At 57.3% G+C, this 23836-nt stretch carries 17 protein-coding genes; 7 read left to right on the top strand and 10 right to left on the bottom strand.

Features of this window, described 5'->3' with window-relative positions; translation table 11 throughout:
- Positions 1-20: 20 nt before the first annotated feature.
- Positions 21-2687, bottom strand: coding sequence for a hypothetical protein (locus QPL98_RS01130; protein ID WP_303292470.1), 2667 nt, complete (start codon positions 2685-2687; stop codon positions 21-23).
- Between the two features lie 189 nt (positions 2688-2876).
- On the opposite strand from QPL98_RS01130, the gene QPL98_RS01125 reads away from it, so the two are divergent.
- Genes QPL98_RS01125 through QPL98_RS01115 form a run of 3 tightly spaced genes read left to right on the top strand, consistent with a single transcriptional unit; the run spans position 2877 to position 8153 of the window.
- Complete coding sequence (locus QPL98_RS01125; RefSeq protein WP_303292469.1) at positions 2877-4082, top strand: hypothetical protein; 1206 nt, start codon at positions 2877-2879, stop codon at positions 4080-4082.
- A 3-nt stretch (positions 4083-4085) separates the two neighbouring features.
- Entirely contained in the window at positions 4086-6578 is a 2493-nt protein-coding gene (locus QPL98_RS01120; protein WP_303292468.1) for a LamG domain-containing protein, read from the top strand.
- Between the two features lie 12 nt (positions 6579-6590).
- A complete protein-coding gene (locus QPL98_RS01115) occupies positions 6591-8153 on the top strand; it encodes a hypothetical protein (RefSeq protein WP_023009957.1) in 1563 nt (520 codons plus the stop codon).
- A gap of 20 nt (positions 8154-8173) precedes the next feature.
- Here the strand turns inward: QPL98_RS01115 and QPL98_RS01110 are convergent, their stop codons facing one another.
- Positions 8174-9175, bottom strand: a complete 1002-nt coding sequence (locus QPL98_RS01110) for an FAD:protein FMN transferase (RefSeq protein ID WP_153741429.1) — start codon at positions 9173-9175, stop codon at positions 8174-8176.
- A gap of 200 nt (positions 9176-9375) precedes the next feature.
- Here QPL98_RS01110 and QPL98_RS01105 point away from each other — a divergent pair, with 200 nt between their 5' ends.
- Together QPL98_RS01105 and glpD are read left to right on the top strand one after the other, a co-directional pair.
- Positions 9376-10626, top strand: coding sequence for a substrate-binding protein (locus QPL98_RS01105; RefSeq protein ID WP_011785305.1), 1251 nt, complete (start codon positions 9376-9378; stop codon positions 10624-10626).
- An 84-nt stretch (positions 10627-10710) separates the two neighbouring features.
- Positions 10711-12252: a glycerol-3-phosphate dehydrogenase gene (glpD, locus tag QPL98_RS01100; protein ID WP_303292467.1), complete on the top strand. Its 1542-nt coding sequence runs from the start codon at positions 10711-10713 to the stop codon at positions 12250-12252.
- Here glpD and QPL98_RS01095 read toward each other — a convergent pair.
- The 3 genes from QPL98_RS01095 to edd are packed head-to-tail and all read right to left on the bottom strand — an operon-like array spanning position 12236 to position 15611.
- Positions 12236-12832, bottom strand: coding sequence for a uracil-DNA glycosylase family protein (locus tag QPL98_RS01095; protein WP_022991786.1), 597 nt, complete (start codon positions 12830-12832; stop codon positions 12236-12238). The two genes, glpD and QPL98_RS01095, sit on opposite strands and share 17 nt — an antisense overlap.
- Positions 12829-13794: a glucokinase gene (gene glk, locus QPL98_RS01090; protein WP_153741431.1), complete on the bottom strand. Its 966-nt coding sequence runs from the start codon at positions 13792-13794 to the stop codon at positions 12829-12831. The genes QPL98_RS01095 and glk overlap by 4 nt, the downstream gene beginning before the upstream one ends.
- Complete coding sequence (gene edd, locus QPL98_RS01085; protein ID WP_199452176.1) at positions 13791-15611, bottom strand: phosphogluconate dehydratase; 1821 nt, start codon at positions 15609-15611, stop codon at positions 13791-13793. Before edd ends, glk begins: the two co-directional genes overlap by 4 nt.
- Before the next feature lie 275 nt (positions 15612-15886).
- Between edd and pyk the strand changes: the two genes are divergently transcribed.
- Positions 15887-17335 (top strand): pyruvate kinase, encoded by a 1449-nt coding sequence (gene pyk / locus QPL98_RS01080; RefSeq protein WP_183578936.1) that lies wholly within the window; start codon positions 15887-15889, stop codon positions 17333-17335.
- Positions 17336-17411: 76 nt separating this feature from the next.
- Here the strand turns inward: pyk and QPL98_RS01075 are convergent, their stop codons facing one another.
- From QPL98_RS01075 to zwf, 3 genes are read right to left on the bottom strand one after another with little or no spacing between them, the layout of a single operon-like run.
- Complete coding sequence (locus tag QPL98_RS01075) at positions 17412-18059, bottom strand: bifunctional 4-hydroxy-2-oxoglutarate aldolase/2-dehydro-3-deoxy-phosphogluconate aldolase (RefSeq protein ID WP_113879028.1); 648 nt, start codon at positions 18057-18059, stop codon at positions 17412-17414.
- Between the two features lie 50 nt (positions 18060-18109).
- Complete coding sequence (pgl, locus tag QPL98_RS01070) at positions 18110-18829, bottom strand: 6-phosphogluconolactonase (RefSeq protein WP_223268753.1); 720 nt, start codon at positions 18827-18829, stop codon at positions 18110-18112.
- The gene (zwf, locus tag QPL98_RS01065) at positions 18816-20291 is read right to left on the bottom strand and encodes a glucose-6-phosphate dehydrogenase (protein WP_113879026.1); all 1476 of its coding nucleotides are present in this window, start codon (positions 20289-20291) and stop codon (positions 18816-18818) included. The genes pgl and zwf overlap by 14 nt, the downstream gene beginning before the upstream one ends.
- A gap of 207 nt (positions 20292-20498) precedes the next feature.
- On the opposite strand from zwf, the gene QPL98_RS01060 reads away from it, so the two are divergent.
- Positions 20499-21371, top strand: coding sequence for a MurR/RpiR family transcriptional regulator (locus tag QPL98_RS01060; protein ID WP_011785314.1), 873 nt, complete (start codon positions 20499-20501; stop codon positions 21369-21371).
- 54 nt (positions 21372-21425) lie between these two features.
- Here QPL98_RS01060 and QPL98_RS01055 read toward each other — a convergent pair whose 3' ends face one another.
- Both QPL98_RS01055 and QPL98_RS01050 read right to left on the bottom strand, forming a co-directional pair.
- The gene (locus QPL98_RS01055; RefSeq protein WP_303292466.1) at positions 21426-23279 is read right to left on the bottom strand and encodes a SurA N-terminal domain-containing protein; all 1854 of its coding nucleotides are present in this window, start codon (positions 23277-23279) and stop codon (positions 21426-21428) included.
- A gap of 158 nt (positions 23280-23437) precedes the next feature.
- Positions 23438-23710 (bottom strand): HU family DNA-binding protein, encoded by a 273-nt coding sequence (locus QPL98_RS01050; RefSeq protein ID WP_008174603.1) that lies wholly within the window; start codon positions 23708-23710, stop codon positions 23438-23440.
- Between the last annotated feature and the right edge of the window lie 126 nt (positions 23711-23836).

The following is a 23836-nucleotide window of genomic DNA, read 5'->3' as shown; positions in this document are numbered from 1 at the left end:
CGCGAGCTTGAGTCCTTGGATCAGTCTTCCGGGGCATCGAAGGGGTTGTTGTAGTACTGGCCACCAATATCCAGCCATTCTGAAACCAGCCTCAGTTCGGAAGGCTTCAGAAAACCTTCATGGCTGCCACCGGCCGCGAACACATCAAAGAATCGACTGAACCGAGCGCCATTGACAGACATGGATGGCCGAACCGGCACGGTGACCATGATCGGTTGCTCGTTCCCATCAGCATCAAGGATCGGATTGCCCTCTTCATCCCTTAGCACCTCCCCGGAATCCACCAGCACATCCACGAGGGCCCCGTTCATCAACTCCTGCTCGTTGTCCGGATAGAGGAGTTCGCGATAAGAATTGAAGTGCAGCGGCTCTGCAGGTGACGGGCCATCGCCCAGATCCAGCTGCCCGGCGGGCACCTGAGCAGCGCCTGCTGCATCGGCGGTAGTGTGGCAGCCGGTGCAGGTGGAATCAGAAATGACGTCCATGGTGACAGGGTCCACTTCCTGCCGGAGCTTACCCCAGAGTGGATGGATATGCTGTTCGTAGTTAATCACAATACGGCAGTTCGGCGACCACTCCCCAGCACAGACACCGGAAATGGGCGGAGCCGTGTCCAGGTCACCGTAAGCGTACGCGAAACTCGCGCCCAATGGCGCCACATTCGGGTCGGTCCATTCATCTTCGTACTCAAGATCCGGTGACGGTCGGCGAATGCCGTTGATGCGACCATAGACCTCGGCCATGGTTTCGCCCATGTCGGCAAACAGTGCAGGATTAGTGTTCAGAAAAGGCCGGCCAGTGGTTGGCGCCCCGGCCCAGGCGGGCGCGGGGCCGGCATCGGTGCGGCCATGAGGAGCGGAGCTATCCGGATCATGGCAACCTGAACACTCCCGGGTCTCGCCAGGGCGCACGGACAGCCAGTTCTCATGCCTTGGCCCGAGTCTTCGCCCCTGCCCGTCCAGCACGCTGATCGCAAAGGAAACATTGGCAGGGACCGCCACTTTCACCGAGCCATCCGGCTCAACAGGCGCATAACCGAGGATCTCACGCATTAGCTGGCCACGGCTTCGCCCGTAAGCGCTGTTGTCAAAATCCCGTACGTCGTCATCGGGTATCGCCACGGGCTTCTCTAGCCGCAGGAATCTTGCTGGCCGCTGCTCCGGGGGCGTTTGCACCGGATTGGCCATGGCGGGGATGCCGGCTGGCGTGGTGTCCGTGCCGTCCAGATCGTAAACACTGCGAATGTGCAGAATTCCGTAGCCGTCATCCGCCAATGCGCCAGCATCGCCGGGGAACTGGGCCTCTGGAATAAAACGTTCCAGAGGGCGACTTCGCATCAGTAAGGCCTCGTCAAACTGGACGCCTTCTACCCCAGTCACAATCGGACGGCGGGTGCTTTCAGCAGCATCCAGAAGCCAGAGCCCATACACCGGGGGGGCCGGACGATATTGGTCAGAAGCCAGTCGGTCTTCCGTACAATTTACAATGCGATCGGTCGCAACTTCCCGCAATCGGCAAGGAGTCCAACTGACAAGGTAACGGCCGGTGCCATCCAGTAGCGGCGACGCAAACCCGTAGCGCCCGTCAAGAGACAACTCGCCATTCAGGCGAATGCCCGGAATCAATGAGCGTTGTCCCACAGCCTCAGTGCCATCGACGCGAAGATTGGCCTCAACAAAGCTTTCAACATCAATTTCTGCCAGCACCGACGCATAGTCGTCGCTTTCAAAGGGGCGCAGCTGAACCAACAGGTTGCCTGAATCCAGTGTCTGAGGCCGCAGGAACTGGATGTCGCCGGCTTCCAAAATGGACTCATGGGAATGCCGGCCGTAAAGGTAGCTCAACCCGGTACCGTCAGGATTGACGCGATAAAGGTTCACACCATTATTTCGAGTCTGACCGGCATTATCCCAACGACTGAAAATGATGGTGCCATCGCCGATAACCACGGGGTCCAGGTCATGGCTCTGGTTAAAGGTGATCTGCTCGATATTGCGGCCATCCTCATCCATGACATGAAGCAGAAACGCCGGACTGTCCAGTTCCTCGTCCAGGCCGGAATACTGAGGCTTGCCCTCATCCAGCAGAATCGCCTTGGATACGCGCTGGCGTGTGGATGAGAAAACAATCCGGCCGTCAGGCAGATAAGCCGGCGCCACGTCATGGCCGGCGCGGGCGGTCACGTCCGAATCAATGATTCGGCGAAGCGACTCGGTAGTCCGGTCATACTCCCAGATATTCCAGGTGGGCTGTTCGTCATCATCGGCGCCATCTATTTCGGGAGCACGCAAGGCAAACAGCAACCGGTTCCCATCCTGGGAAACGTGAAGATCCTTAACGTCATAGGAGGTTCCACCGGAAAATGCAGATGCGGAGATATCTTTTGCCGACGAACTTGCTGCCGCACTGGATTTCAGCAGAAGGCGGGCTCCGGGCCGAAACTCGGCAGGGTTCGCAAGATCATCCTCAACCAGTGATCCGGTGTTCTCATTGAAAACAAGTTGCCGTTCGATGTAGGCAACCGGCTCCTCGACCACAACCGGATCAGCCTTCTGACCGTCGCCGCCAGACAGGCATCCTGTCAGCGACAGTGCGCCAACACAGGCCAGCAACCGAGTGCGGTGATAGCGAGCAGATAGAACCGATGAGGTGACTTCCAATGTGGCAAACCCTGTTGTGAATGACATTCCATGACATAAATTAAGTCGGTTCGAACCTGTCACTCCAAAGCTTTTACGTAACGCAATGTAATAACGTGGCCTGGAACTCAATTTTTAAGATATAGCAAGCCGTAAACTTTTAACAATTGTCAAAAAGCATTAATGTGCGAATGCTAACCATCATTGAGGGATACGGACATGACCGCCCGGAACAGGATGACAAGCCTGATCACCAAGGCTTGCAGTATCATCGTTCTTTCAGGAATGGTGTCCAGCCTGGCTTTGGCAGGCGCCAGGGAACAGGCCAAACAGATACACGATCGTATAGCTGGCGTTCCACCTTCCGAGAGCGTCCTGCAGTCGATGGCCGACCTGATACCTTCCAATCCAGAAGGCGCTGCGTACATCGCCATGGAAGATCCCGCCTTTTACGATGTCACGCTCAAGAACTTTGCTGCTCCCTGGACCAACGAGGCCATGTCGAAATTTGTGCCTCTCAATGATTACATTGCCACCGTCATCGGCATGGTTCGGGACGACCAGGATTTTCGGAAGATCCTGTTTGATGACGTGCTCTACATTGGCGATCCGTCTCTCGGCTTAACGCCCTATTCTGTGAGCAACAACGACCATTATTCGGAACTGGAATCCCGGGGCATCAGCCTGCGCGATAACCTGATTCGGGTCAGCCAGTCCAGCTATAGCGGATTGCCATCTTCGGCCACGGCCGGCGTGATCACATCCCGCGCCTCCGCCCGGGCATTCTTCAGCGCGGGCACCAACCGCGCCATGTTCCGGTTTACCCTGATCAACCACATGTGCAACGACCTGGAGCAGGTCGCTGACGTTACCCTGCCCACAGACCGTATTCGTCAGGATGTCTCCCGCAGCCCCGGCGGAGACAGCCGGGTTTTTCTCAACAACTGCGTAGGCTGCCACACCGGCATGGATCCGATGACCCAGGCCTTTGCTTACTACGACTATCAGTACAACCAGAATAGCGACCCGGACGGTGAACGGGGGCGCCTTATCTACAACGCCGTCAGCACCACAGATCCGGTAACCGGCACCCGGGTACAGAGCAAATATCACATCAATTCGGCTACGTTTGAGCAGGGTTATGTCACACCTGACGACCGCTGGGACAACTACTGGCGCCAGGGTGCCAATCGGCGCCTCGGCTGGGATCCGACCCTGCCCGGTTCCGGAAACGGCGCCAAGAGCCTGGGCCGGGAGTTCGCGCATTCCCAGGCCTTTGCCCAATGCCAGGTCAAGAAGGTCTTCGAGAATGTTTGCCTGCGCCCACCCTCGAACAGCGATGACCGAGCCAGGGTCAACAGTATGGTTACCAGCTTCGCGAACCAGGGCTACAACCTGAAGCAGGTGTTCGCTGAATCCGCTGTGTACTGCATGGGGGACTGACAGATGATGACACTGCGAGCACACGCACCGGCGCAAGCCCTGAAATCGGTATTCGTTGTTGTGGGAACCGCCCTGCTGCTGGCCGCCTGTGGGGGCGAATCGACCGAATCTCTTCCCAATACCTCCAGTAACTCAGGCGGTATTGTCTACAGTGGTCCGGCCCCGGCAACCGAGGATGTGTCCAACTTCAAACGTAGTGTTTGGGACAATCTGGTTACCCAGGATAAATGCGGGTCTTGCCACGGGGCCGATGGTCAGTCGCCCACCTTTGTTAACGAGCAGGACATCAACAGCGCCTATTCCCAGGCAAAGAAGATTGTAAATCTCTCGGATCCGTCTGACTCCCTGATGGTAACCAAAGTGGCAGATGGCCATAACTGCTGGTTATCCAGCAACTCTGCCTGCGCCGACATCCTGACAACCTACATCACAAACTGGGCAGGCGGTGGAGGTTCGGCCAAAACCGTCGAGTTACGTGCACCTGCCCTGAAAGATCCGGGGGCCACCATTTCTCTGCCGGCCGAGCCCGGCCTGTTCGCCACCACAGTGTATCCGGTGCTCGAACAGTACTGCAGCGAGTGCCATAGCGATGGTGGTCAGACACCCTATATTGCCAGTGCCGATGTAAACACCGCCTACCACCAGGCCCGAAGCCGCATTGATGCCACGGTGCCCGCCGACTCTCGCCTGGTACAGCGGCTGCGCTTTGACTTCCATAATTGCTGGGATAACGACTGCGTAGCCTCGGCCAACCTGATGGAAATGAAGATTCTGGAAATGGTCAAGGATCTGAGCGCAACGCCTGTCGACCCTGCCCTGGTGGTCAGCAAGGCGGTTGAGCTCAGTGCCGACGGCCTGCTGGCCAACTCCGGCGGTCGCTATGAAGACAATGTCATTGCCCTGTACGAATTCAAAGCGGGTGAAGGGCAAACTGCATTTGACACCAGCGGTATTGAGCCACCGCTCAATCTCACGCTCAGCGGCAACGTTGACTGGGTTGGCGGCTGGGGCATCGACCTTGGCCCCGCAGGAGAAAACAGCGAAGGATTTATGGTGCCTGCCGGCAAGGCCCAGGGCAGCACCTCGGCAAGCCGAAAACTCCATACCCAACTGACCACCTCCGGTGAATACAGCATCGAAGCCTGGGTAGCTCCCGGGAATATCACCCAGGAAGACGCCCGCATCGTCACCTATTCCGGCTCCGCGACCACACGCAATGTAACCCTGAGCCAGTCGCTCCAGCGTTACGAAGTACTGCATCGCTCCACCACCAGCGACGAGAACAGCGCCTTTGCGACTCAGGATGCCGATATGCTGTTACAAGCAACCTTGCAGCATGTGGTGGTTAATTACAGCCCGACGACCGGTCGACAGATCTTTGTCAATGGCGAGTTTTCGGGCGACCTTGATCCCGACGAGGGCGGACTGCTGACCGAGTGGGACGACAGCTTTGCCCTGGTGCTGGGTAATGAAACCGACGGCAATTCCCCGTGGCAGGGGGCCATCCGTATGGTGGCCATTCACAACCGTGCATTGACACCCCAGCAGATTCAGGCCAACTTTGAAGTGGGTGTGGGCCAGAAGTTCTATCTGCTGTTCGGGGTCTCCCACCTGATTGACCTGCCACAGAGCTTTATCGTCTTTGAAGTCAGCCAGTTCGACAGCTACGCCTACCGATTCACCAGTCCGTTTTTCATCAGCCTGGATGACAGCGTCGAGCCCTCGAATATCCCGCTCAGGGGAATGCGTTTGGGCATCAACGGTAAAGAAGCCACTGTCGGGCAAGCCTGGGCCAACCTCGATGTCCTGCTCGATGCAGACCTCTACCAGCCAGGCATCGGCCAGCCACTGTCCCCTATGGGCACCATTATTGCGCTTGAAGGCGGCCCCGGAATTGACGAGTTCTTCCTGACCTTTGATCAGATTGGCAGCAACCAGTTTGCCCGGACCGAGCCCGCGCCCCTGCCGCAGCCCGAGCCGGCAGACCTTCCGGCGTCACCGGAAATCGGTCTGAAAACCTTTGATGAAATCAATGCCTCCATGGCCCGAATGACCGGCGTTGCCACCACGCATCCGGATGTAAGTGCCACCTACAATACCGTGAAGCAACAACTGCCCACGGTGGAGAATATTCAGGGTTTCCTGTCGTCGCACCAGATGGCTGTTACGCAATTGGCTATCCAGTATTGCGATGCGTTGATAGAGAACAACGAGCTCCGATCAACTATGTTCCCTGGCTTTAACTTTTCTGCTCCGGCCGAAAGCGCTTTTGATCATGGCGGCAACAGTTTGATTACAAGCTCCCTGATGACCCATTTCGTGGGAGATAATCTGGCTTCCCAACCGACCGACAATGAGATCCAGACAGAGCTGTATGCACTCATCAATAAGTTGAAAGCCTGTGGTGGTAATGCTTGTGAAGATGACCGCACCAAGACGATTGTCAAGGCAAGTTGTGCCGCTGTTCTTGGCAGCGCCACCACATTGGTTCAGTAAAGGAAGCCGATCATGTTTATACGCAAATCCCGGAAAAAACCTTTGGCAAACGGCAGCCCCCTCCTCCACCAGGATCATGGCAAGCCGCGGACCAGACGCGAGTTTATTTCCCAAGGACTGATGGCAGGTTCGGCCACCCTGTTTGGCGCCTCGGTCTTCAGCCTGTTCGCCAATCCACGTCAGGCAGCCGCAGCGCTGTCATCCGATCTCGAGAATCTGAAAGAAAGCTGCGGTATCGCCGTGTCCGGTGCCGGAAAGATACCCTTCATCTGCTTTGATCTGGCCGGCGGCGCCAACATCGCGGGCTCCAACGTACTCATGGGCAAAGCGGGTGGTCAGATGGACTTTCTAACCACTGCGGGATACAACAAACTCGGGCTTCCGGGTGACATGCTGCCTTCTGACCCAGCCTTCGTAAACGAGGAGCTTGGCCTGGCGTTTCATTCCGATAGTGGTTTTCTGAGAGGTATTATGCAAAGCACCAGTGCCAGCACACGCGCAGGCGTGGATGGCGCTATCATCGCCGCTCGCTCAGAAAACGATACTGGCAACAATCCACACAACCCGATGTATGGAATCTACAAAGCCGGCGCCAACGGAGAGTTACTTACGTTAATAGGCTCCCAGAGCTCGGAATCCGGGGGCAACTCCATGGCGCCGATGAACCTGATAGACCCCGAAGTGAGGCCCACCAAGGTAGACCGCCCATCTGATGCCTCGGGCCTGGTAGACGTAGGCGATTTGATCGGAATTCTTGATCCCTCCGATGCTGTGGCCGTCATGGAGTCTATCTACCAGATCAGCGACGCCAAAATGAAAAAAGTGAACGCTGGGATCACCACAGATGAGGTGGTCAAAAAGCTGGTGAAGTGCGGGTATCTCAAGAGTGCAGACCTCGCAGACCGTTATGGCAAAGAGGCAAACCCTCTTGATCCAATGGCCGATCCCGACATCGTTGGCCCGGCCGGTATTTTCTCAAGCTCGGAATTCAACGGGAATCGGGAATTCCAGAAAACAGCCTCTGTGATGAAACTGGTGCTTAACGGCTACGCTGGTGCAGGTACTATCACCATGGGTGGATACGACTACCACACTGGTGAGCGAGGCACGGGAGAGCGGCGGGACGAACAGGCAGGCCGCTGCATGGGGGCATGTCTCGAATACGCTGCACGAATTGGAACGCCGCTGATGCTGTATGTATTCAGCGACGGCTCGGTTTCCAGTAATGGTCGAATTGATGACTCCCTGGAAGGCAGAGGCAAAGGTGAATGGACTGGTGACAACCAACAAACGGCTGCCTCGTTCTTCCTCATCTACGATCCAAAGGGCCGCCCTACCCCGATTAGAAGGCAAATCGGCTCCATGCGTCCAGATGCATCCGTTGACACAGGTTCCAGCCCGGCCGCCAACAACGTCAACCAGTTGGTTCAAACGGTGCTTTTGAACTACATGGCACTGCATGGCGAACAGGGTGATTTTGGCGCTCGCTTTACCGGCCACGGCCTGGGCAACAGCACCATGCAGGACAGTCTGATTGCGTTCTCCAATGTGGTCAACGGCACCATCAACGGCTGACAGCAGGGACGTTGCCTCTACTACGGCTCTGGGGGAACCAGCCCTTCTGACACATGCATCATGCGTTTGTCGTCGATCACAACCACTTCGATCGCCGGCAAGCGCTCCACCATCTTGAGGCCTTTCTCCGGGCCCAGAACAAAAACCGCGGTGGACAAGCCATCGGTGGTCAATGCATCGTCACCAATAATCGTAACGCTCTGTACTCCCTTCACCGAACGGCCAGTGCTCGGTGACAGTATGTGGTGTACGCGCTCACCGGCGTCATCAACAAAAAAGCGCTCGTAGTCGCCGGATGTGGATACCGCTACATCCGCCAACGGCAACACCACCGCGTTGTCATTGCCAGACCGGGGATCCCGGATACCCACATACCACGGGCGCCCCCGCTTGTCCCCCAGCAGACGCATATCACCGCCAGCACTCAACCGGGCGTGGCGTATGCCGTGGGCTTCCAGCACTTCAATACCCAGATCGACAGCGTAACCTTTAGCAATGCCGCCCAGGTCCACCAGCATTCCCGGCTGGCGAAACGCCACCGTTTGCCCGGATACATCCAATACGACATCGCGGAAGTTTACCCGCGTGAGCCCGGTCGCTACCTGTTCATCCGTTGGCTGCTTGCCGGCCCGAAAGTCATAGAGGTAACCCACCGAGCCAAAGGTGACATCGAATGCCCCCTCACTCAGCTCGGACACCTCACGGGCTTTCTGAAGCACCTTAAACAGACCATCACTGACGTTAACCGGGCCTTTTCCAGCCTCCCGGTTCAGCGCTGATAATTCAGAATCTGCCCGGTACCGGCTCATTTGGGTATCAACACGGTGAAATACATCGAATACCTCACGGGCCACCACATCGGCGCTCACGCTTTCATCAGCCCAGAACTCAAGCTCAACGGGCGTTGTCATTGCCGTGTCGGAGTATCGGTGCCACTCGGCACTGGCCGGAAGCGCCACCAGCAAAGCGAGCAATGCCATGAGCACCACCGACAGGCTTTCAGGCGAGCGTGAGTTGGTCATTCTTCTCAATGTTTCCCTGCCTTATAGCAACGGTTGTGTGATCGAACGCTCGTCCTACAAATTGTTACCGGAACTTCAACTTTAGTCCCATTGTTGGCCGGACAGTATCGGCTGACACTTGAGTTGCCCAATAAACAATCAAAATAACTGTTTGCAACGCAGCCATACCCGCTGTGCTGCCGTTACGGAGGCCAACGTAAATGAGACCAAGGAACGCGCTGATCTTTGCGACTGTCCTGCTATTATCCAGCACGACCGTCCTCGCCGATACCCTCAAGATAGGTTTGAATTACCCCCAGACCGGAAGATACAAGGACCAGGGCCTTCAACAACGGCTTGGCGCCTATCTGGCGGTAGATGAAATCAACCAGGCAGGCGGTGTTATGGGCCAGCCCCTCGAACTGGTGATTCGCAATACCCGTGGAGAACCAGACCAGGGCGCCAGGAATACCGCCGAACTGATTGACCGCGAGGGCGCGCAGATGGTTTTCGGTGGCGTCTCCAGCGCCGTCGCTATTGCTTCCGGCAAAGCCGCCAGGGATCGTAACCGAATCTACTTCGGCACCCTGACCTACTCCAATGCCACCACCGGCGCCGAGGGGCATCGATATATGTTCCGGGAGCCCTACAACGCCTGGATGACGGCCAAGGCACTGAGCCAGTATCTCAATCGTAACCACGCCGACCAGAAGTTTTTCTACATCACCTCAGACTACACCTGGGGATGGTCCGTGGAAGAATCGGTACGAAAGTTTTCCAACACCGAAAACACCGACGTGCACCAGGGTGTAAAAACCCCCTTCCCCCGGGCGCTGATCAATGATTTCCGCGCAGCGCTGGAACAGGCCCAGGAGAGCGATGCCAAAGTATTGATGATGGTATTGTTCGGCGATGACATGGTCCGGGCTCTGAACCTGGCCTATGAAATGGGTTTGACGGAAAAAATGCAGATCGTTGTGCCCAACCTGACACTGGGGATGGTCAGACAGGTTGGCCCGACCATCATGGAAGGTGTTGTTGGTGCCGCCCCCTGGGTCTGGAACCTGCCCTACGAGAACAACTACCAGCGCGGTAAAGACTTTGTTGAGGCCTTCTCAGACCGCTATGAAATGCGCCCTTCATCATCCGCGGCCTCGGCCTACAGCATTGTTTACCAGTACAAGGATGCTGTCGAACGGGCCGGCAGCACCAACACAGACGCCGTTATCCGGGCCCTTGAGGGGCATCGCTACAGCTTCCTGAAAGATGAACAGTACTGGCGCGAGTTCGACCACCAGAATGTCCAGACCGTCTACGTGGTCCGGATCAAACCTCGTGAAACCGTGGTGGCAGACCAGTTCAGCTCTGATTACTTCGAGATCATCGACTTCCTGCCCGGTGATGAAGCCGCACAAACCCGCGAAGAGTGGGAGCAACGCCGCAAAGAGGCAGGTAAGCCCACCCGCCTGTGACAGGGTCGCTTTACCGGACCAGGCAGTTTCCTGATAATCGTTCCATGACAGGCGTTATGTGCGATTATCAGGAGCACTCAGGCAGTGGCAAATAACAAAGGACTGGTTTCAGGCAACTCTCACACTCCCCCCACGCAATGCGATGTTCTGGTGGTCGGGGGCGGCGTAAACGGCACCGGAATTGCCATGGACGCCGCAGGCCGGGGGCTTCGGGTTGTTCTGTGTGAGATGAACGATCTTGCCTCTGCCACTTCGTCCAGCAGCAGCAAACTTATCCACGGCGGTCTGCGCTATCTTGAGCATTACGAATTCCGGCTGGTCAGGGAAGCACTCGGTGAACGGGAGGCCCTGCTACGAAACGCCCCCCACATCATGTGGCCGATGCGTTTTCGCCTGCCCCATCAGCCCCACCTGCGACCAGCGTGGATGATCCGTACCGGCCTTTTCCTCTACGATCATCTGGCCAAGCGCGAACTGCTGCCCGGCTCCCGGTCTATTACCTTTGGCCCGGACTCGCCCCTGAAACCAGACATCAGCCGTGGATTCGAGTATTCGGATGGCTGGGTTGACGATGCCCGGCTGGTGGTACTGTCTGCTCGCAAGGCCGCTGAAAAAGGCGCAACCGTATTGACCCGCACCCGCTGTAGCCGCGCCGAGCGCCGTAACGGGCAATGGCACGCCACCCTGGACGATCACCACCGGGACAAGCAGTACAACATCCGCGCCAAGGTGGTCGTTAACGCCACCGGCCCCTGGGTCAGCAGCCTGTTCGGTGAAAGCCTGTCTATGCCAGCTCCCAAGCAGATCCGCATGGTCAAGGGCAGCCACATCGTCGTACCCAGGCTCAACCAGGATACCGAAGCCTATATTCTTCAGAATCAGGACGAGCGCATTGTTTTCGTGATCCCCTACGAGGACCGCTTCTCCCTGATCGGCACCACCGATGTCGATTACGTGGGCGATCCGTCGCAGGCGCGGATTTCCCCAGAGGAAACCGACTATCTGCTGTCGATCGTCAACCAGTATTTCCGCCGGCAACTGTCCGCCAACGATGTAGTCTGGAGTTACTCCGGTGTTCGGCCGCTGATGGACGACGAGGGTGGCGCCGCACAGTCTGCCTCTCGCGACTACTCATTCGAGGTTGATGATGAGGACTCGCTGCCCCCTTTGATCTCGGTATTCGGGGGCAAGATCACCACCTACCGGAAGCTCGCCGAAGCTGTGACCGATCAGGTCAGTCGCTATTTTCCCGGTGCCGGCCGGTCCTGGACCCGAACGGCCGTGCTGCCCGGCGGCGACTTCAACACTCAGGAGCAGCTGGCCACCGAACTCGCGGCCGATTTCCCCTGGCTGGACGATGCTGTAATCCATCGGTTTGTGCGAAGCTATGGCACCAGCAGCTACCAGATTCTGGAAGGCTGTCAGAACATGGCCGATCTCGGCCACTGGTTTACCGATACCCTGTCTCGTCGCGAGGTGGATTATCTGATGACCCACGAATGGGCGATCACACCAGAGGACCTGCTCTGGCGGCGAACCAAACAGGGCCTGTACATTAACCCGGAACAATACAGCGAGCTATCTGAGTATATGAACCGGAGTGGCCAGGTCAGTTCAGAATGCTAGCAACTCTGGCCTGAATGGCCGGCACCACTTCCGCTTCAAACCAGGGATTCTTTCGCAACCAGAGGTTATTGCGGGGGCTGGGATGGGGCATCGGAATGACATCAGGCCAGAATTGTTGCCACTGCCGCACATTCTCGGTAACCGCGCGCCTTGCGCCGGGAATATGCCAGGCATGAGCATATTGACCGATCAGCAAGGTCAGGCGAATCTCCGGCAAGCGGTCGAGCAACGCCCGGCGCCAGGCCGGAGCGCACTCGGGGCGTGGAGGAAGATCTCCGGATTTACCGGTGCCCGGATAACAGAATCCCATGGGCAGGATGGCGAGTTTCTGTTCATCGTAAAAGGTGTCGCGGGTAATGCCCATCCATTGGCGCAGCCGGTCGCCACTGGGATCGTTAAACGGCAGACCGGTTTCGTGTACCCGTCGACCCGGCGCCTGCCCGACCACAAGAATGCGGGAGGATTCACTAAGCTGAATGACCGGCCTCGGCTCGTGGGGCAGATCGCCTGCACAAATCTGACAGGCCCGAACACGCCGAACCAGCTCATCAAAGGACAGGTTTATCAAAGAATCGGTCATACCTCAGAATTTCCTAACGCTTCGGCAGCTCCCAGTAAACCGGTATAGGGCTCCGTCACCACGTAAACCGGTGTAAATTCCATTAGCGGACGCATCCGCCCCTTGGCTACAAAGGCTTCACGGAACGGGCTCCCAAGAAAAAAGTCGAGAAACCCTGGCAGCATACCGCCACACAGGTACACGCCGCCCAGACTCCCCAGCGTCAGCGCCGAATTGCCTGCGGTTCGCCCAAGCATTTCGCAGAAATGCCGAAGGACTTCCCCGGCCAAGGCATCGGAGGCGTCCACAGCGGCGGCTGTGATCTTCTCCGGAGCATCGAGCGGGGCCGCCACGCCACGGATTTCGGCATGCGCCTGATACAGGTTCAGCAAACCCTGGCCGCACAGAATCCGCTCGACCGACACCCGCCCAAACCTGGCCCGAAGAAGGCGCAACACCTCCATTTCCGTGTCATCGGTGGGGGCAAAATCCACATGGCCCCCTTCAGTCACCAAAGGCACCCAGCCATTTCGAATCGGAACCAGACCGGAAACGCCCAGGCCCGTTCCCGGACCCATCACCAGTTTCGGTCGGCCAGGGTCTCCCGGGCCGCCACAAACGTGCACCAGATTGGCGTCCGGTACATGGGGCACGCCCAGCGCCATGGCGGTAAAATCATTGATGACCTTGAAGGCCGACCAGCCAAAGACCTGTCGCACCGCCTCAATGTCAAAGCGCCAGTGATTGTTGGTCATTGTCACCCGGGTACCGCGCAAGGGGGAGGCCACGGCCAGACAGGCCTGCCTGACCGACGCCACACCTACACGTTCCAGATAGGTGACCACCGCCTGATCCAGATTCTCGTAGTCACGGCAGGGCAAAACTTCAATAGCTTCTGGTTCTATACTGCCCTGCCCCACCAGAGCAAAGCGTGCATTGGTTCCCCCAATGTCCCCCACCAGAGAATAGTGTTCTGCTGTCATGCCTCGTGGTTCCAGAAAAAACTGGCACCTTGTTCAGGGTTGCTTGCCGAACGACGGAACCAACCAAACAGCTCCCGCCCGTAGCCCGTATGATAGCCGGACAAATCCGTCGTTGCAGGCCTGCGGGCGGCCAGCACGTCATCCTCTACCCTGATGCTGAGGGTTCCGTTGCGGGCGTCCAGGACAACGGTATCCCCGTCTTCAACTCGGGCCAAAGGTCCGCCATCTAACGCTTCGGGGTATACGTGGATGGCGGCAGGCACTTTCCCGGAAGCGCCAGACATCCGGCCATCCGTCACCAGGCCCACTTTGTAGCCCCTGTCCTGCAACACCCCCAGATAAGGGGTGAGTTTGTGTAGCTCCGGCATACCATTGGCACGGGGACCTTGAAATCGCACAACCACAACGCAATCCCGATTCAGCTCTCCGGCCTCGAAGGCCGCCTTGAGCTCGTTCTGATCGTTGAATACCACGGCCGGGGCCTCAATGGTATGGTGCTCAGGCGCGACTGCCGAGACCTTGATCACGCCCCTGCCCAGATTGCCCTCCAGCACCCTGAGCCCACCATCCGGCGCAAAAGGCTGGGCCACACCACGGAGTACCTCCGGCATGGCACTTTGCTCAGCTGCAGGCTTCCAGGCGGGCTTACCATCGTCGAGTTCCGGCATGCGGGCGTACTGCTCCAGGCCTGGGCCCATCACTGTGTGCACGTCGTTATGCAGGTATCCGCCAGCAAGCAGTTCGCGGATCAGGAACGGCGTACCACCCGCCTCGTGGAAGGCATTCACATCCTCCTGGCCATTGGGATAGATACGGGTCAACGAGGGCACAACCGCAGAAAGCTCGGCATAGTCATTCCAGTCAATGATGATGCCGGCAGCGCGGGCGATGGCTATCCAGTGAATGGTGTGGTTGGTTGAGCCGCCCGTTACCAGCAGGGCGACCAGAGCATTGACGATGCTCTTTTCGTCTACCATATCGCCCAGCCCCAGATCTCCACCGTTAGGTTTCGATAACCGGATAACCTGTTCCGTCGCTGCCCTGGTCAGCGCTTCACGCAGCGGTGTGCCTGGATTCACAAAGGCGGCACCCGGCAAGTGCAGCCCCATCACCTCAACCAACAGCTGGTTGCTGTTGGCGGTGCCATAAAAGGTACAGGTACCGGGACTGTGGTATGACTTGCTCTCGGCTTCCAGCAACTCCTCTTTGCCAATCCTGCCTTCAGCATAGAGCTGACGGATGCGCTGCTTCTCTTTGTTGGGCAATCCGGACGGCATGGGGCCGGCGGGTACCAGTATGGTCGGCAGATAGCCAAAACTCAGCGATCCGATGAGCAGCCCCGGAACAATCTTGTCGCAGATCCCCAACAACAGCGTGGCATCAAACATGTTGTGGCTGAGAGCAACCGCCGTGCTCATGGCGATCGTGTCCCGGGAGAACAGGCTGAGCTCCATGCCAGGCTGCCCCTGGGTCACGCCATCACACATGGCGGGTGTGCCCCCGGCAACCTGGGCCACCGACCCCATACCATGGGCCGCCTCGCGGATGATATCGGGGAACTGTTGGTAGGGTTGATGAGCCGAAAGCATATCGTTGTAGGCCGTTACGATTGCCACGTTGGCCTTGTTCATCAGCTTGAGCGTGTTCTTATCCGCCTGATTACAGGCGGCAAAGCCGTGGGCAAGGTTGCCACAGGACAGCGTGCCCCGTTGGGGGGAGTTCTTTTTCAGCGCCGCCATACGACAGAGGTACTCTTGCCGCGTGGCTTGACTTCGGGCCACAATTCTCTGAGTAACCTTCACTATGGTTGGATGCATCCTGCAGCCTCCTCTACGGATTCACTCGAACATAGAACAAAGAATAGTAAAAAATGCTTCAAAACATAGACACAGCAAAAAATTATCGCCATTATTTTGGTAACTTTACTACATATCACGAAAGCAGGCACCGGGAGCCCTCGAACATCTAGCGAGGTGAAACCGTGTCACAGAAGGGTCATCAGTAGTTCATATACTGGCACCCGTTTTCATTGACCGCCGGCACTGTCGACTCTTCGACCATACCGGCGAACCCGGAATAAGGACACCCACATATGCTCAGGCGCACGAAAATTGTCGCCACGCTCGGCCCCGCCACAGACACACCGGAGTCACTTGCCGCCATCATCAAGGCTGGCGTTGACGTGACTCGCCTGAATTTTTCCCATGGCAGCGCCGAAGAGCACATGGCCCGGGCCCGCCAGGTTCGTGAAGCCGCTGCAGCACAGAGCCGCTTTGTTGCCCTTCTCGCCGACCTTCAGGGCCCCAAGCTGCGCATCGCGCGATTCACCGATAACAAGGTCTTTCTGGAAGCCGGGCAAACCTTCGTTCTCGACGCCAGCATGGACAAGAACGCCGGCACAGCAGAGCGGGTGGGCATCGACTACGAGCAACTGATTGAAGACGTTACCCCCGGCGACATTCTGGTGCTCGACGACGGCCGCATCGAAATGGAAGTGATGTCGGTAGACGAGCACAGCATTACCTCCAAGGTACTTATTGGCGGCCCATTATCCAACAACAAGGGCCTGAACAAGCGCGGCGGCGGGCTGTCTGCCGAAGCACTGACCGAGAAAGACAAGCAGGACATTGTCACCGCCGCCAAACTGGGCGCGGACTATGTCGCCGTCTCATTCGTGCGCACCGCCGAAGATATGCACATCGCACGCAGACTGCTGAGCGAAGCCGGTTCGGAAGCAGGCCTGGTAGCCAAAATTGAGCGGGCGGAACTAGCACACGACGACCAGGCTCTGGATGAAGTCATCCTCGCCTCAGACGCCGTCATGGTCGCTCGGGGCGACCTGGCGGTTGAGATTGGCGATGCCGAACTGGTAGCGGTTCAGAAGCACATCATCGCCCGCGCCCGGGTACTGAACCGGGCAGTCATCACAGCGACCCAGATGATGGAATCGATGATCACCAACCCGATGCCCACCCGGGCCGAGGTGTCCGACGTCGCGAATGCCGTAATGGACTACACCGACGCGGTCATGCTGTCGGCCGAAACCGCAGTAGGTGACTATCCGAAAGAAGCGGTAGAGGCCATGGTCCGCATCTGCCTGGGGGCCGAACGGCATCCCTCCATGCACCAGTCCAAACACCGGATTCACGAGAGCATGGAGCGGGTCGACGAAGCCATCGCTTTGTCTGCCATGTACGCCGCCAACCACCTGCAGGGTGTGCGTGCCATCATCTGCATGACTGAGACAGGCGCTACCCCCAGACTGATGTCACGCATCAAGTCCAGCCTGCCGATCTTTGCCCTGTCGCGCCATCACTCCACCCAGCACCGGGTGGTTCTTTTCCGCGGCGTGCAGACCATACCCTTCGATTCGGCCCGGATTGCCAATGAGCAGACCAATGCTGAGGCCGTGGAACAACTGCGCAGACGCGGCGTAGTCGGCGAAGGTGATCTGGTGGTGATTACCAAGGGGGATTACGTCAACGCTCAGGGCGGCACCAACACTATGAAAATCGTGCGCGTTGGCAGCGATATCCGCTAGCCGCCGGGCAGCGCCTGGCACAGCCTTCGGCCGGACACACAAAACCCACCACGACGGTGGGTTTTATGTGTCCGGTTTAAAGGTCGCCCAGACTTCCCCTGGCAATTTCCGACACTGCCGGCCAGTCTTTACCGGCAATGGCCTCCGCCGGCGTGAGCCAGGACCCACCAACAGCACAGACATTCGGTAACGCCAGATAATCTCTGGCTGTCTGGCGGCTAATGCCACCAGTCGGACAAAAGACGACATCGGGAAATGGCCCGCTGAAGGCCTTAAGCGCAGGGATACCCCCTGCCACTTCCGCCGGGAAAAACTTGAACTCCCGATAGCCCAACGCATACCCCATCATCAGCTCGGACACCGTCGAAACCCCTGGCAACAGCGGTGCCTCGGAGGTAACACCGAACTCCAGAATGGCCTCAGTAATCCCGGGGGTAATCACAAACTGCGCACCAGCAGACTCCACCTGTCGATACTGGGCGATACTGGTAACCGTTCCTGCACCAACCCAGGCTTCGGGAATGGCTTTCCTGACCTTTTCAATGGCACGCACTCCATGCTCGGTGCGCAAGGTAATTTCAAGTACCCGGATACCTCCATCTACCAGCGCACGGCACAGCGGGATGGCATCGTCCGGGTCTTTGATCGCAATCACAGGCACCAGAGGCGAGGCTGCCAGAACGGCCTGCACCCGCTCGCGATGATAGTCCGACAATTGATTCATGGTGATCTCCTAAAGCAGTTAGCGGCGGTGACCAGACAAGCAACGCGGCGTCACGGGCTCCAGAACACTTCCAGGCCGGGTTTCAGGAAGGCCCGCACCGGCATGGCAAATACATCATCCAGAGCCGAACACGCCCTTCTGAGCGTCTCCAGCTTGTCCTCCCCTTTCAGGTGCAGCGCGGTAAAGCGCGCTTGCGCCAGTACCGCCCGGGTCAGCGTCACCCTGGGCTGAGGCTGGGATTCGGGTGTCATCGCCGCTACCAGACCAGTATTGAACTCATCCATGGCTTCAGGCAGCTCAGGCGCATCCGGAAACAGCGAAGCGGTATGACCGTCATTGCCCATTCCCAGAATCACCACATCCACCGGCAGAACCAGCACAGAAAGCGCCTGCCGAACTGCCTCCAATCCTTGATCCGGAATTTCCCCCGGCTGCTTCAGTGCCAGGTAACGGGCTTTCGCAGCCCTGCCCACTAACAGATTGTTTCTGACCAGGGTTGTGTTACTGGCAGGGTCGCCCTCCGGCACCCAGCGCTCGTCCGCCAGCACAACATCCACTCTGGACCAGTCCAGATCCGCGTCGGACAACGCCTTGAAGAAGGGTAAAGGCGTAGAGCCTCCGGACACCACCAGGCTGACCCTGGACGCCTGCTCAAGACGACTGGCGAGCACATCGGCGACGGTCGAGGCCAAGGCCCGGGCCACGCGCCCGGCATTATCATCGGCGTGAAACCCTACCCCCTCTGGCAAGCGGATGTCAGGCATCCTCATACCAGCTCCTCCCATCCCGTGTGATCATGGCAATGGAGGCAACCGGGCCCCAGGTGCCGGCGGCATATCGCTTGGGCGGTTCGCCACTGTCTCGCCAGTTAGCGATGATCTCGTCGACCCAGCGCCAGGCGTATTCCACCTCATCCCTGCGAACAAAAAGGTATTGATTACCTTTCATCACCTCCCACAGCAAACGCTCATAGGCATCCGGAATGCGTTCCGCTTCAAAGGTTTCGGAGAAGGTCAGCTCCAACGGCCCCTGCCGCAATCGCATCCCCTTATCCAGCCCCTGATCCTTGGTCAGGATTTTCAGGGCCATTCCCTCATCCGGCTGCAACCGTATAATCAGTTTGTTGTTGGCCAAATGCTTCTGGTCCGGGTCAAAAATGTAGTGAGGCGCGGGCTTGAAATGGATGATGATCTGGGAAAGCTTCTCCGGTAGTCGCTTGCCCGTGCGGATGTAAAAGGGCACGCCAGACCAGCGCCAGTTGTCGATCTCAGCCTTCAGGGCCACGAAGGTTTCGGTGGCACTGCCCTTGTTGGCATCTTCCTCCTCCAGATAACCCGGAACCGGCTTGCCATTGCTGGTGCCTGCAGTGTACTGACCACGCACGACGTACCGATCCATCATGTCCGGGGTAATCCGCTTCAGCGCCTTGAGTACCTTTACCTTCTCGTCCCGGATACTGTCCGCTGACAGGTCGGCAGGCGGATCCATCGCAATCAGGCACAGCAACTGCAGCAGGTGATTCTGAATCATGTCGCGAATCTGACCGGCCTGGTCAAAATAGCCCCAGCGCCCTTCTATACCGACGCTCTCCGCGACGGTAATTTCAACGTGAGAGATATGATTCTGGTCCCACTGGGAGGCAAACAGGTTGTTGGCGAATCGCAGGGCAATCAGATTCTGCACGGTCTCCTTACCCAGATAGTGATCAATCCGGAACAACTGGTTTTCGTGGTAGACCTCTCCAAGCTCATCGTTGATCACCCGGGACGACTCAAGGTCGTGGCCAATAGGTTTTTCCACCACCACCCGGGTTTTCTCATTACAACAACTGGTCGCCTTCATATTGCGGGCAATCACGCCATACATCGAAGGCGGCGTGGCCATGTAGACGATGAGTTCGTTGTTGGGTTCATCCCGCCACTCACGCAGGGCCCCGTAGCCCTCAGGATCGGTGAAATCCAGCAACAGGTAATCCACCCGCTGCAGAAATGCATTCGCCACGCCAGCATCAAACTCACTGTCTTTCACATGATAGCGAAGCTTTTCAAACAGTTGCTCCCGGACGTCCGCTGTTGTTGCCTTCGTGCGCGCAATCGCCAGAATGCGACTGCCCTGCGCGAGCAAGCCCGCGCGCTCCAGCTGATACAGCGCAGGGAAGAGTTTACGCTGAGCCAGGTCACCCAAGGCGCCAAAAAGCATCAGGTCACACGGGGCATTCGCGTTCTTTACCATGAGTCGCGCCCTCCATGATTTGCCGCTCCACTTCATTCACATTAACAGGAAGTAGTAGTTTTAGAAAAAAAACAGTCAAACTGCTGACTCCCAGCCCTCAGAAAACCACGTTATGACACGTTGACTACCGCAAACACACCAATAAAACGGTATACTCCCGAGTTCTTAGATGATTCGGCCCCCAAGAGATCAACGGAGCATCCATTCATGACAACCAGTCACGCGCACCGGGAAGAGAATCTGCTGGAAGATATTCAGGAACGCCTGGATAATCTGAACAAGTCCGAGCGCAAAGTGGCAGAAGCGATTCTTAAGGACCCCAGCGCTGCAACGCGGTACAGCATTGCAGCCCTGGCCCGGGCGGCCAATGTCAGCGAACCTACTGTAAACCGATTCTGTCGGAGTTTTTCAGCGACGGGCTTCCCGGACTTCAAGATCCGATTAGCACAGAGCATTGCGACAGGAACACCCTATGTCGGCCAGAATATAGAGCCCGACGACACCGTGGCTGAATTCGCTGACAAAATCATGCTCAGCACCATTGCCAACCTGGATAAGTCTCGCCAGTCACTCGATCACAAAGCGCTAGCTTCGGCCATCGACTATCTTATCCAGGCAAAACAGATCCACTTTTTTGGCATGGGCGGCTCCGCGTCGGTCGCACTCGATGCCCAGCACAAGTTTTTTCGATTCAACATTCCCGTAACCTCATACGACGACGCTCTCATGCAGAGAATGGTGGCGGCAGGGGCGCAGGTCGGAGATGTGATCGTAATGATCTCATACACCGGCCGAACCAAGGAAAGCGTTGATATCGCCAGAGTGGCGCGAGAGAACGGCGCAACGGTTATTGGTATAACAAACCCGGAATCCCCTCTTGCGGAATTCTGTACGGTGGTGGTTGGCGTCACAACCCCGGAAGACACAGAAGTGTACATGCCCATGTCTTCCAGAATTATTCATTTGACGGTCATCGACATCCTCGCAACCGGTGTAACGCTGAAACGTGGATCGGATTTTCTGGGCCATCTCAAGAAAATCAAGGAAAGCCTGAAAGCTACCCGATATCCGAAAGAATGAACCGCTCACAAAAAAGCCCCCGAAAGGGGGCTTTTTTTCGAGGTCTACAGCAAATCAGTTCCGCTCAACCTCAGCTGTATTGCGAAGGTACTGCTGGTAGGCGGTATATTCACGCTGCCCCTCCAGCTGCGCCAGGAAACGCATCAGCTGTTGGTATTCCGCACCTTCCTGATCAACCTCACCTTCGTTGACACCGGTCAGCACAATGACAGCAGCCTGATCGGCCGTAACGGCGCGGCCAACGGTTGGCGAGTCACCATCCGGGCGGGCCATAGAAAACACTTCCTGCACCACGCGCGGGCTCAGGCCAGACACACTCCGGCCCTGATTTTCAAACTGCTGCCATTCACCGGCACCAAGTTCGTCAGCACTGGTACCGGATTCAAGCTGAGCCACGAGCTCATCAACACGGGCTGCCAGCGCATCCCGGGTTTCGGTTCTCTCCAGAATCCGACGAATCTCCGGCTCCACATCGGCCAACTCCAACTGGCGCGGTTCGTGATACTCGCGCACCCGGGCAACGACCGACACGTTATCACCCACGTCGATCAGCTCGGTATTGTAGCCACCCTCAAGTACATCTTCAGAGAACAGTTGACGTACCAGACCCGCATGATCAAAGGGTGCTGCACCGCCATCCCTGCTGACACCTTCGACCACCCGAATTTCCAGACCCAGCTCTTCGGCCGGGCTGGCAAGATCGTCGGCGGCGTAGGCCGCATCAGCCAGTTGCGAGCGAACTTCCGCAAAACGCTCACTGGCCTTGGTTCTGGCCAATTCGAGTCGCAGATCTTCACGCAACTCGTCAAAGGCAGGCACATCGGAGCGGCGCACCTCTTCCAGCTTGATCAGATGAAGACCAAAGCTGGTCTCAACCGGACCAGAAACTTCGCCTTCTTCCAGCCCAAACAGAGCGTCTTCAAAGGCTTCATCGTAGACACCACGGCCGGCAAAACCGAGATCACCACCTTCCTGCGCAGAGACGGTATCGACTGAGTATTCCTCGGCCAGGACGGCAAACGACTCACCGTCTTCAAGACGCTGCTGGATGGTTGCGAGAGTCGCCTGCCCTTCATCACCGGCCTCTACAAGAATGTGAGCGGCACGGCGCTCTTCCCGTGCGTATTCTTCAGCACGCTCCTCGTAATAGGCCCGCACTTCATCTTCGGAAACTTCAATGGACTCCGCCAACGCTCCCTGGGACAGGGTAATGTAGGCAGCATCCACCTGCTCTGGCTGACGAAACTGGTCACGGTTCTCGTCGTAGTACGCCTGCACGTCCGCCTCGGTCACATCCACCTTGTCCTGAACACTACTGCCATCAAGGGTCAGCACGCGGAAGTCACGGGTCTGATTCTGAATGGCCAGCAAATGGGCTGCATTCTCAGGTGCCACGACACCAGTCTGGACGATCGCCGCGCGAATCTGGTTTACCACATAGTTCTTGCGCATGCTTTCGCGGAACTCGGCAACGCCCATGCCCAGATTGCGCACTGTGGCTACAAACCGATCACGATTGAACTGGCCATCCACCTGGAACTGGGGCATCTGGGTAATCAGGGAATCGATGTCGGCGTCGGTCAGCTCCAGCCCCTGGCTCTGAGCGTCCTGAGTGAGCACGGCCTCCCGGATCAGCGCATCCAGCACGTCGCGGCGAATCTGATCTTCGTCCAACAGGGATTGATCCGGATTCTCCATCTGCATAAGGCGCTGCTGGCTTTCCATCTGTACGGTGCGCAGAAACTCCCGCTCGGTGATGTCCTGGCCGTTAACCGTTGCCACTTCTGGCTCGCCAGTGAAGCCGCCGATGATGGCATCCATTCCCCAGATCGAGAGGGAAATAATCAATAGGCCAACGATAACCTTGGCGATCGTACTCTGGGCGTTATCCCGAATATCTTGAAGCATGTTGTTCTCGAATCCCTGTTCAAGGTTCTGCTGTTGGTAGTGGTGAGGCGAAAGCTGAGAGAGCCACAGTTAACACGCAAAAAGGCGCACCCTTACCGGAATGCGCCTTGAATTCTGATGGCAGTTCCCGAAACCGGGAACTGCCAGAGAAAGAACCGTTACTTAACGGCGTCTTTCAGGGCCTTGCCTGCCTTGAATCCAGGCACTTTAGAGGCCGGAATCTTGATTTCTGCACCAGTCTGCGGGTTGCGACCAGTACGGGCAGCACGCTCTTTCACAGAGAAGGTGCCAAAGCCGATCAGGGTAACCTGGTCGCCTTTCTTCAGTGCACCGGTGATAGAGTTGGTCATGGCATCCAGCGCACGGCCAGCTGCGGCTTTGGAGATGTCTGCGGACTCTGCAATTGCATCGATCAGTTCGGACTTGTTCACACTAAACCCCTTCGATTTCAGGTTGAAGATGTTATAGGTCGGTTTGTTTTTTCGCGGACGTTCTCGACTATCGCATAAGCGATGGGAGAATTCCATTCTTCAGTTTTTTTATTCCTTGCGGCATTA

It is taken from the genome of Marinobacter sp. ST-43 (genome assembly GCF_030541085.1).
GTDB lineage: Bacteria > Pseudomonadota > Gammaproteobacteria > Pseudomonadales > Oleiphilaceae > Marinobacter > Marinobacter nauticus.
The sequence above is the reverse complement of the archived record's forward strand: the minus strand, read 5'-3'. Positions and strand labels throughout refer to the sequence as shown.

Bases quoted from the DNA above. Each gene is read 5' to 3' on its own strand.
- QPL98_RS01130 (WP_303292470.1), bottom strand. From the start codon at position 2,687: ATGTCATTCACAACAGGGTTTGCCACATTGGAAGTCACCTCATCGGTT.
- QPL98_RS01125 (WP_303292469.1), top strand. From the start codon at position 2,877: ATGACAAGCCTGATCACCAAGGCTTGCAGTATCATCGTTCTTTCAGGA.
- QPL98_RS01120 (WP_303292468.1), top strand. From the start codon at position 4,086: ATGATGACACTGCGAGCACACGCACCGGCGCAAGCCCTGAAATCGGTA.
- QPL98_RS01115 (WP_023009957.1), top strand. From the start codon at position 6,591: ATGTTTATACGCAAATCCCGGAAAAAACCTTTGGCAAACGGCAGCCCC.
- QPL98_RS01110 (WP_153741429.1), bottom strand. From the start codon at position 9,175: ATGACCAACTCACGCTCGCCTGAAAGCCTGTCGGTGGTGCTCATGGCA.
- QPL98_RS01105 (WP_011785305.1), top strand. From the start codon at position 9,376: ATGAGACCAAGGAACGCGCTGATCTTTGCGACTGTCCTGCTATTATCC.
- QPL98_RS01095 (WP_022991786.1), bottom strand. From the start codon at position 12,832: ATGACCGATTCTTTGATAAACCTGTCCTTTGATGAGCTGGTTCGGCGT.
- glk (WP_153741431.1), bottom strand. From the start codon at position 13,794: ATGACAGCAGAACACTATTCTCTGGTGGGGGACATTGGGGGAACCAAT.
- edd (WP_199452176.1), bottom strand. From the start codon at position 15,611: ATGCATCCAACCATAGTGAAGGTTACTCAGAGAATTGTGGCCCGAAGT.
- pyk (WP_183578936.1), top strand. From the start codon at position 15,887: ATGCTCAGGCGCACGAAAATTGTCGCCACGCTCGGCCCCGCCACAGAC.
- QPL98_RS01075 (WP_113879028.1), bottom strand. From the start codon at position 18,059: ATGAATCAATTGTCGGACTATCATCGCGAGCGGGTGCAGGCCGTTCTG.
- pgl (WP_223268753.1), bottom strand. From the start codon at position 18,829: ATGAGGATGCCTGACATCCGCTTGCCAGAGGGGGTAGGGTTTCACGCC.
- zwf (WP_113879026.1), bottom strand. From the start codon at position 20,291: ATGGTAAAGAACGCGAATGCCCCGTGTGACCTGATGCTTTTTGGCGCC.
- QPL98_RS01060 (WP_011785314.1), top strand. From the start codon at position 20,499: ATGACAACCAGTCACGCGCACCGGGAAGAGAATCTGCTGGAAGATATT.
- QPL98_RS01055 (WP_303292466.1), bottom strand. From the start codon at position 23,279: ATGCTTCAAGATATTCGGGATAACGCCCAGAGTACGATCGCCAAGGTT.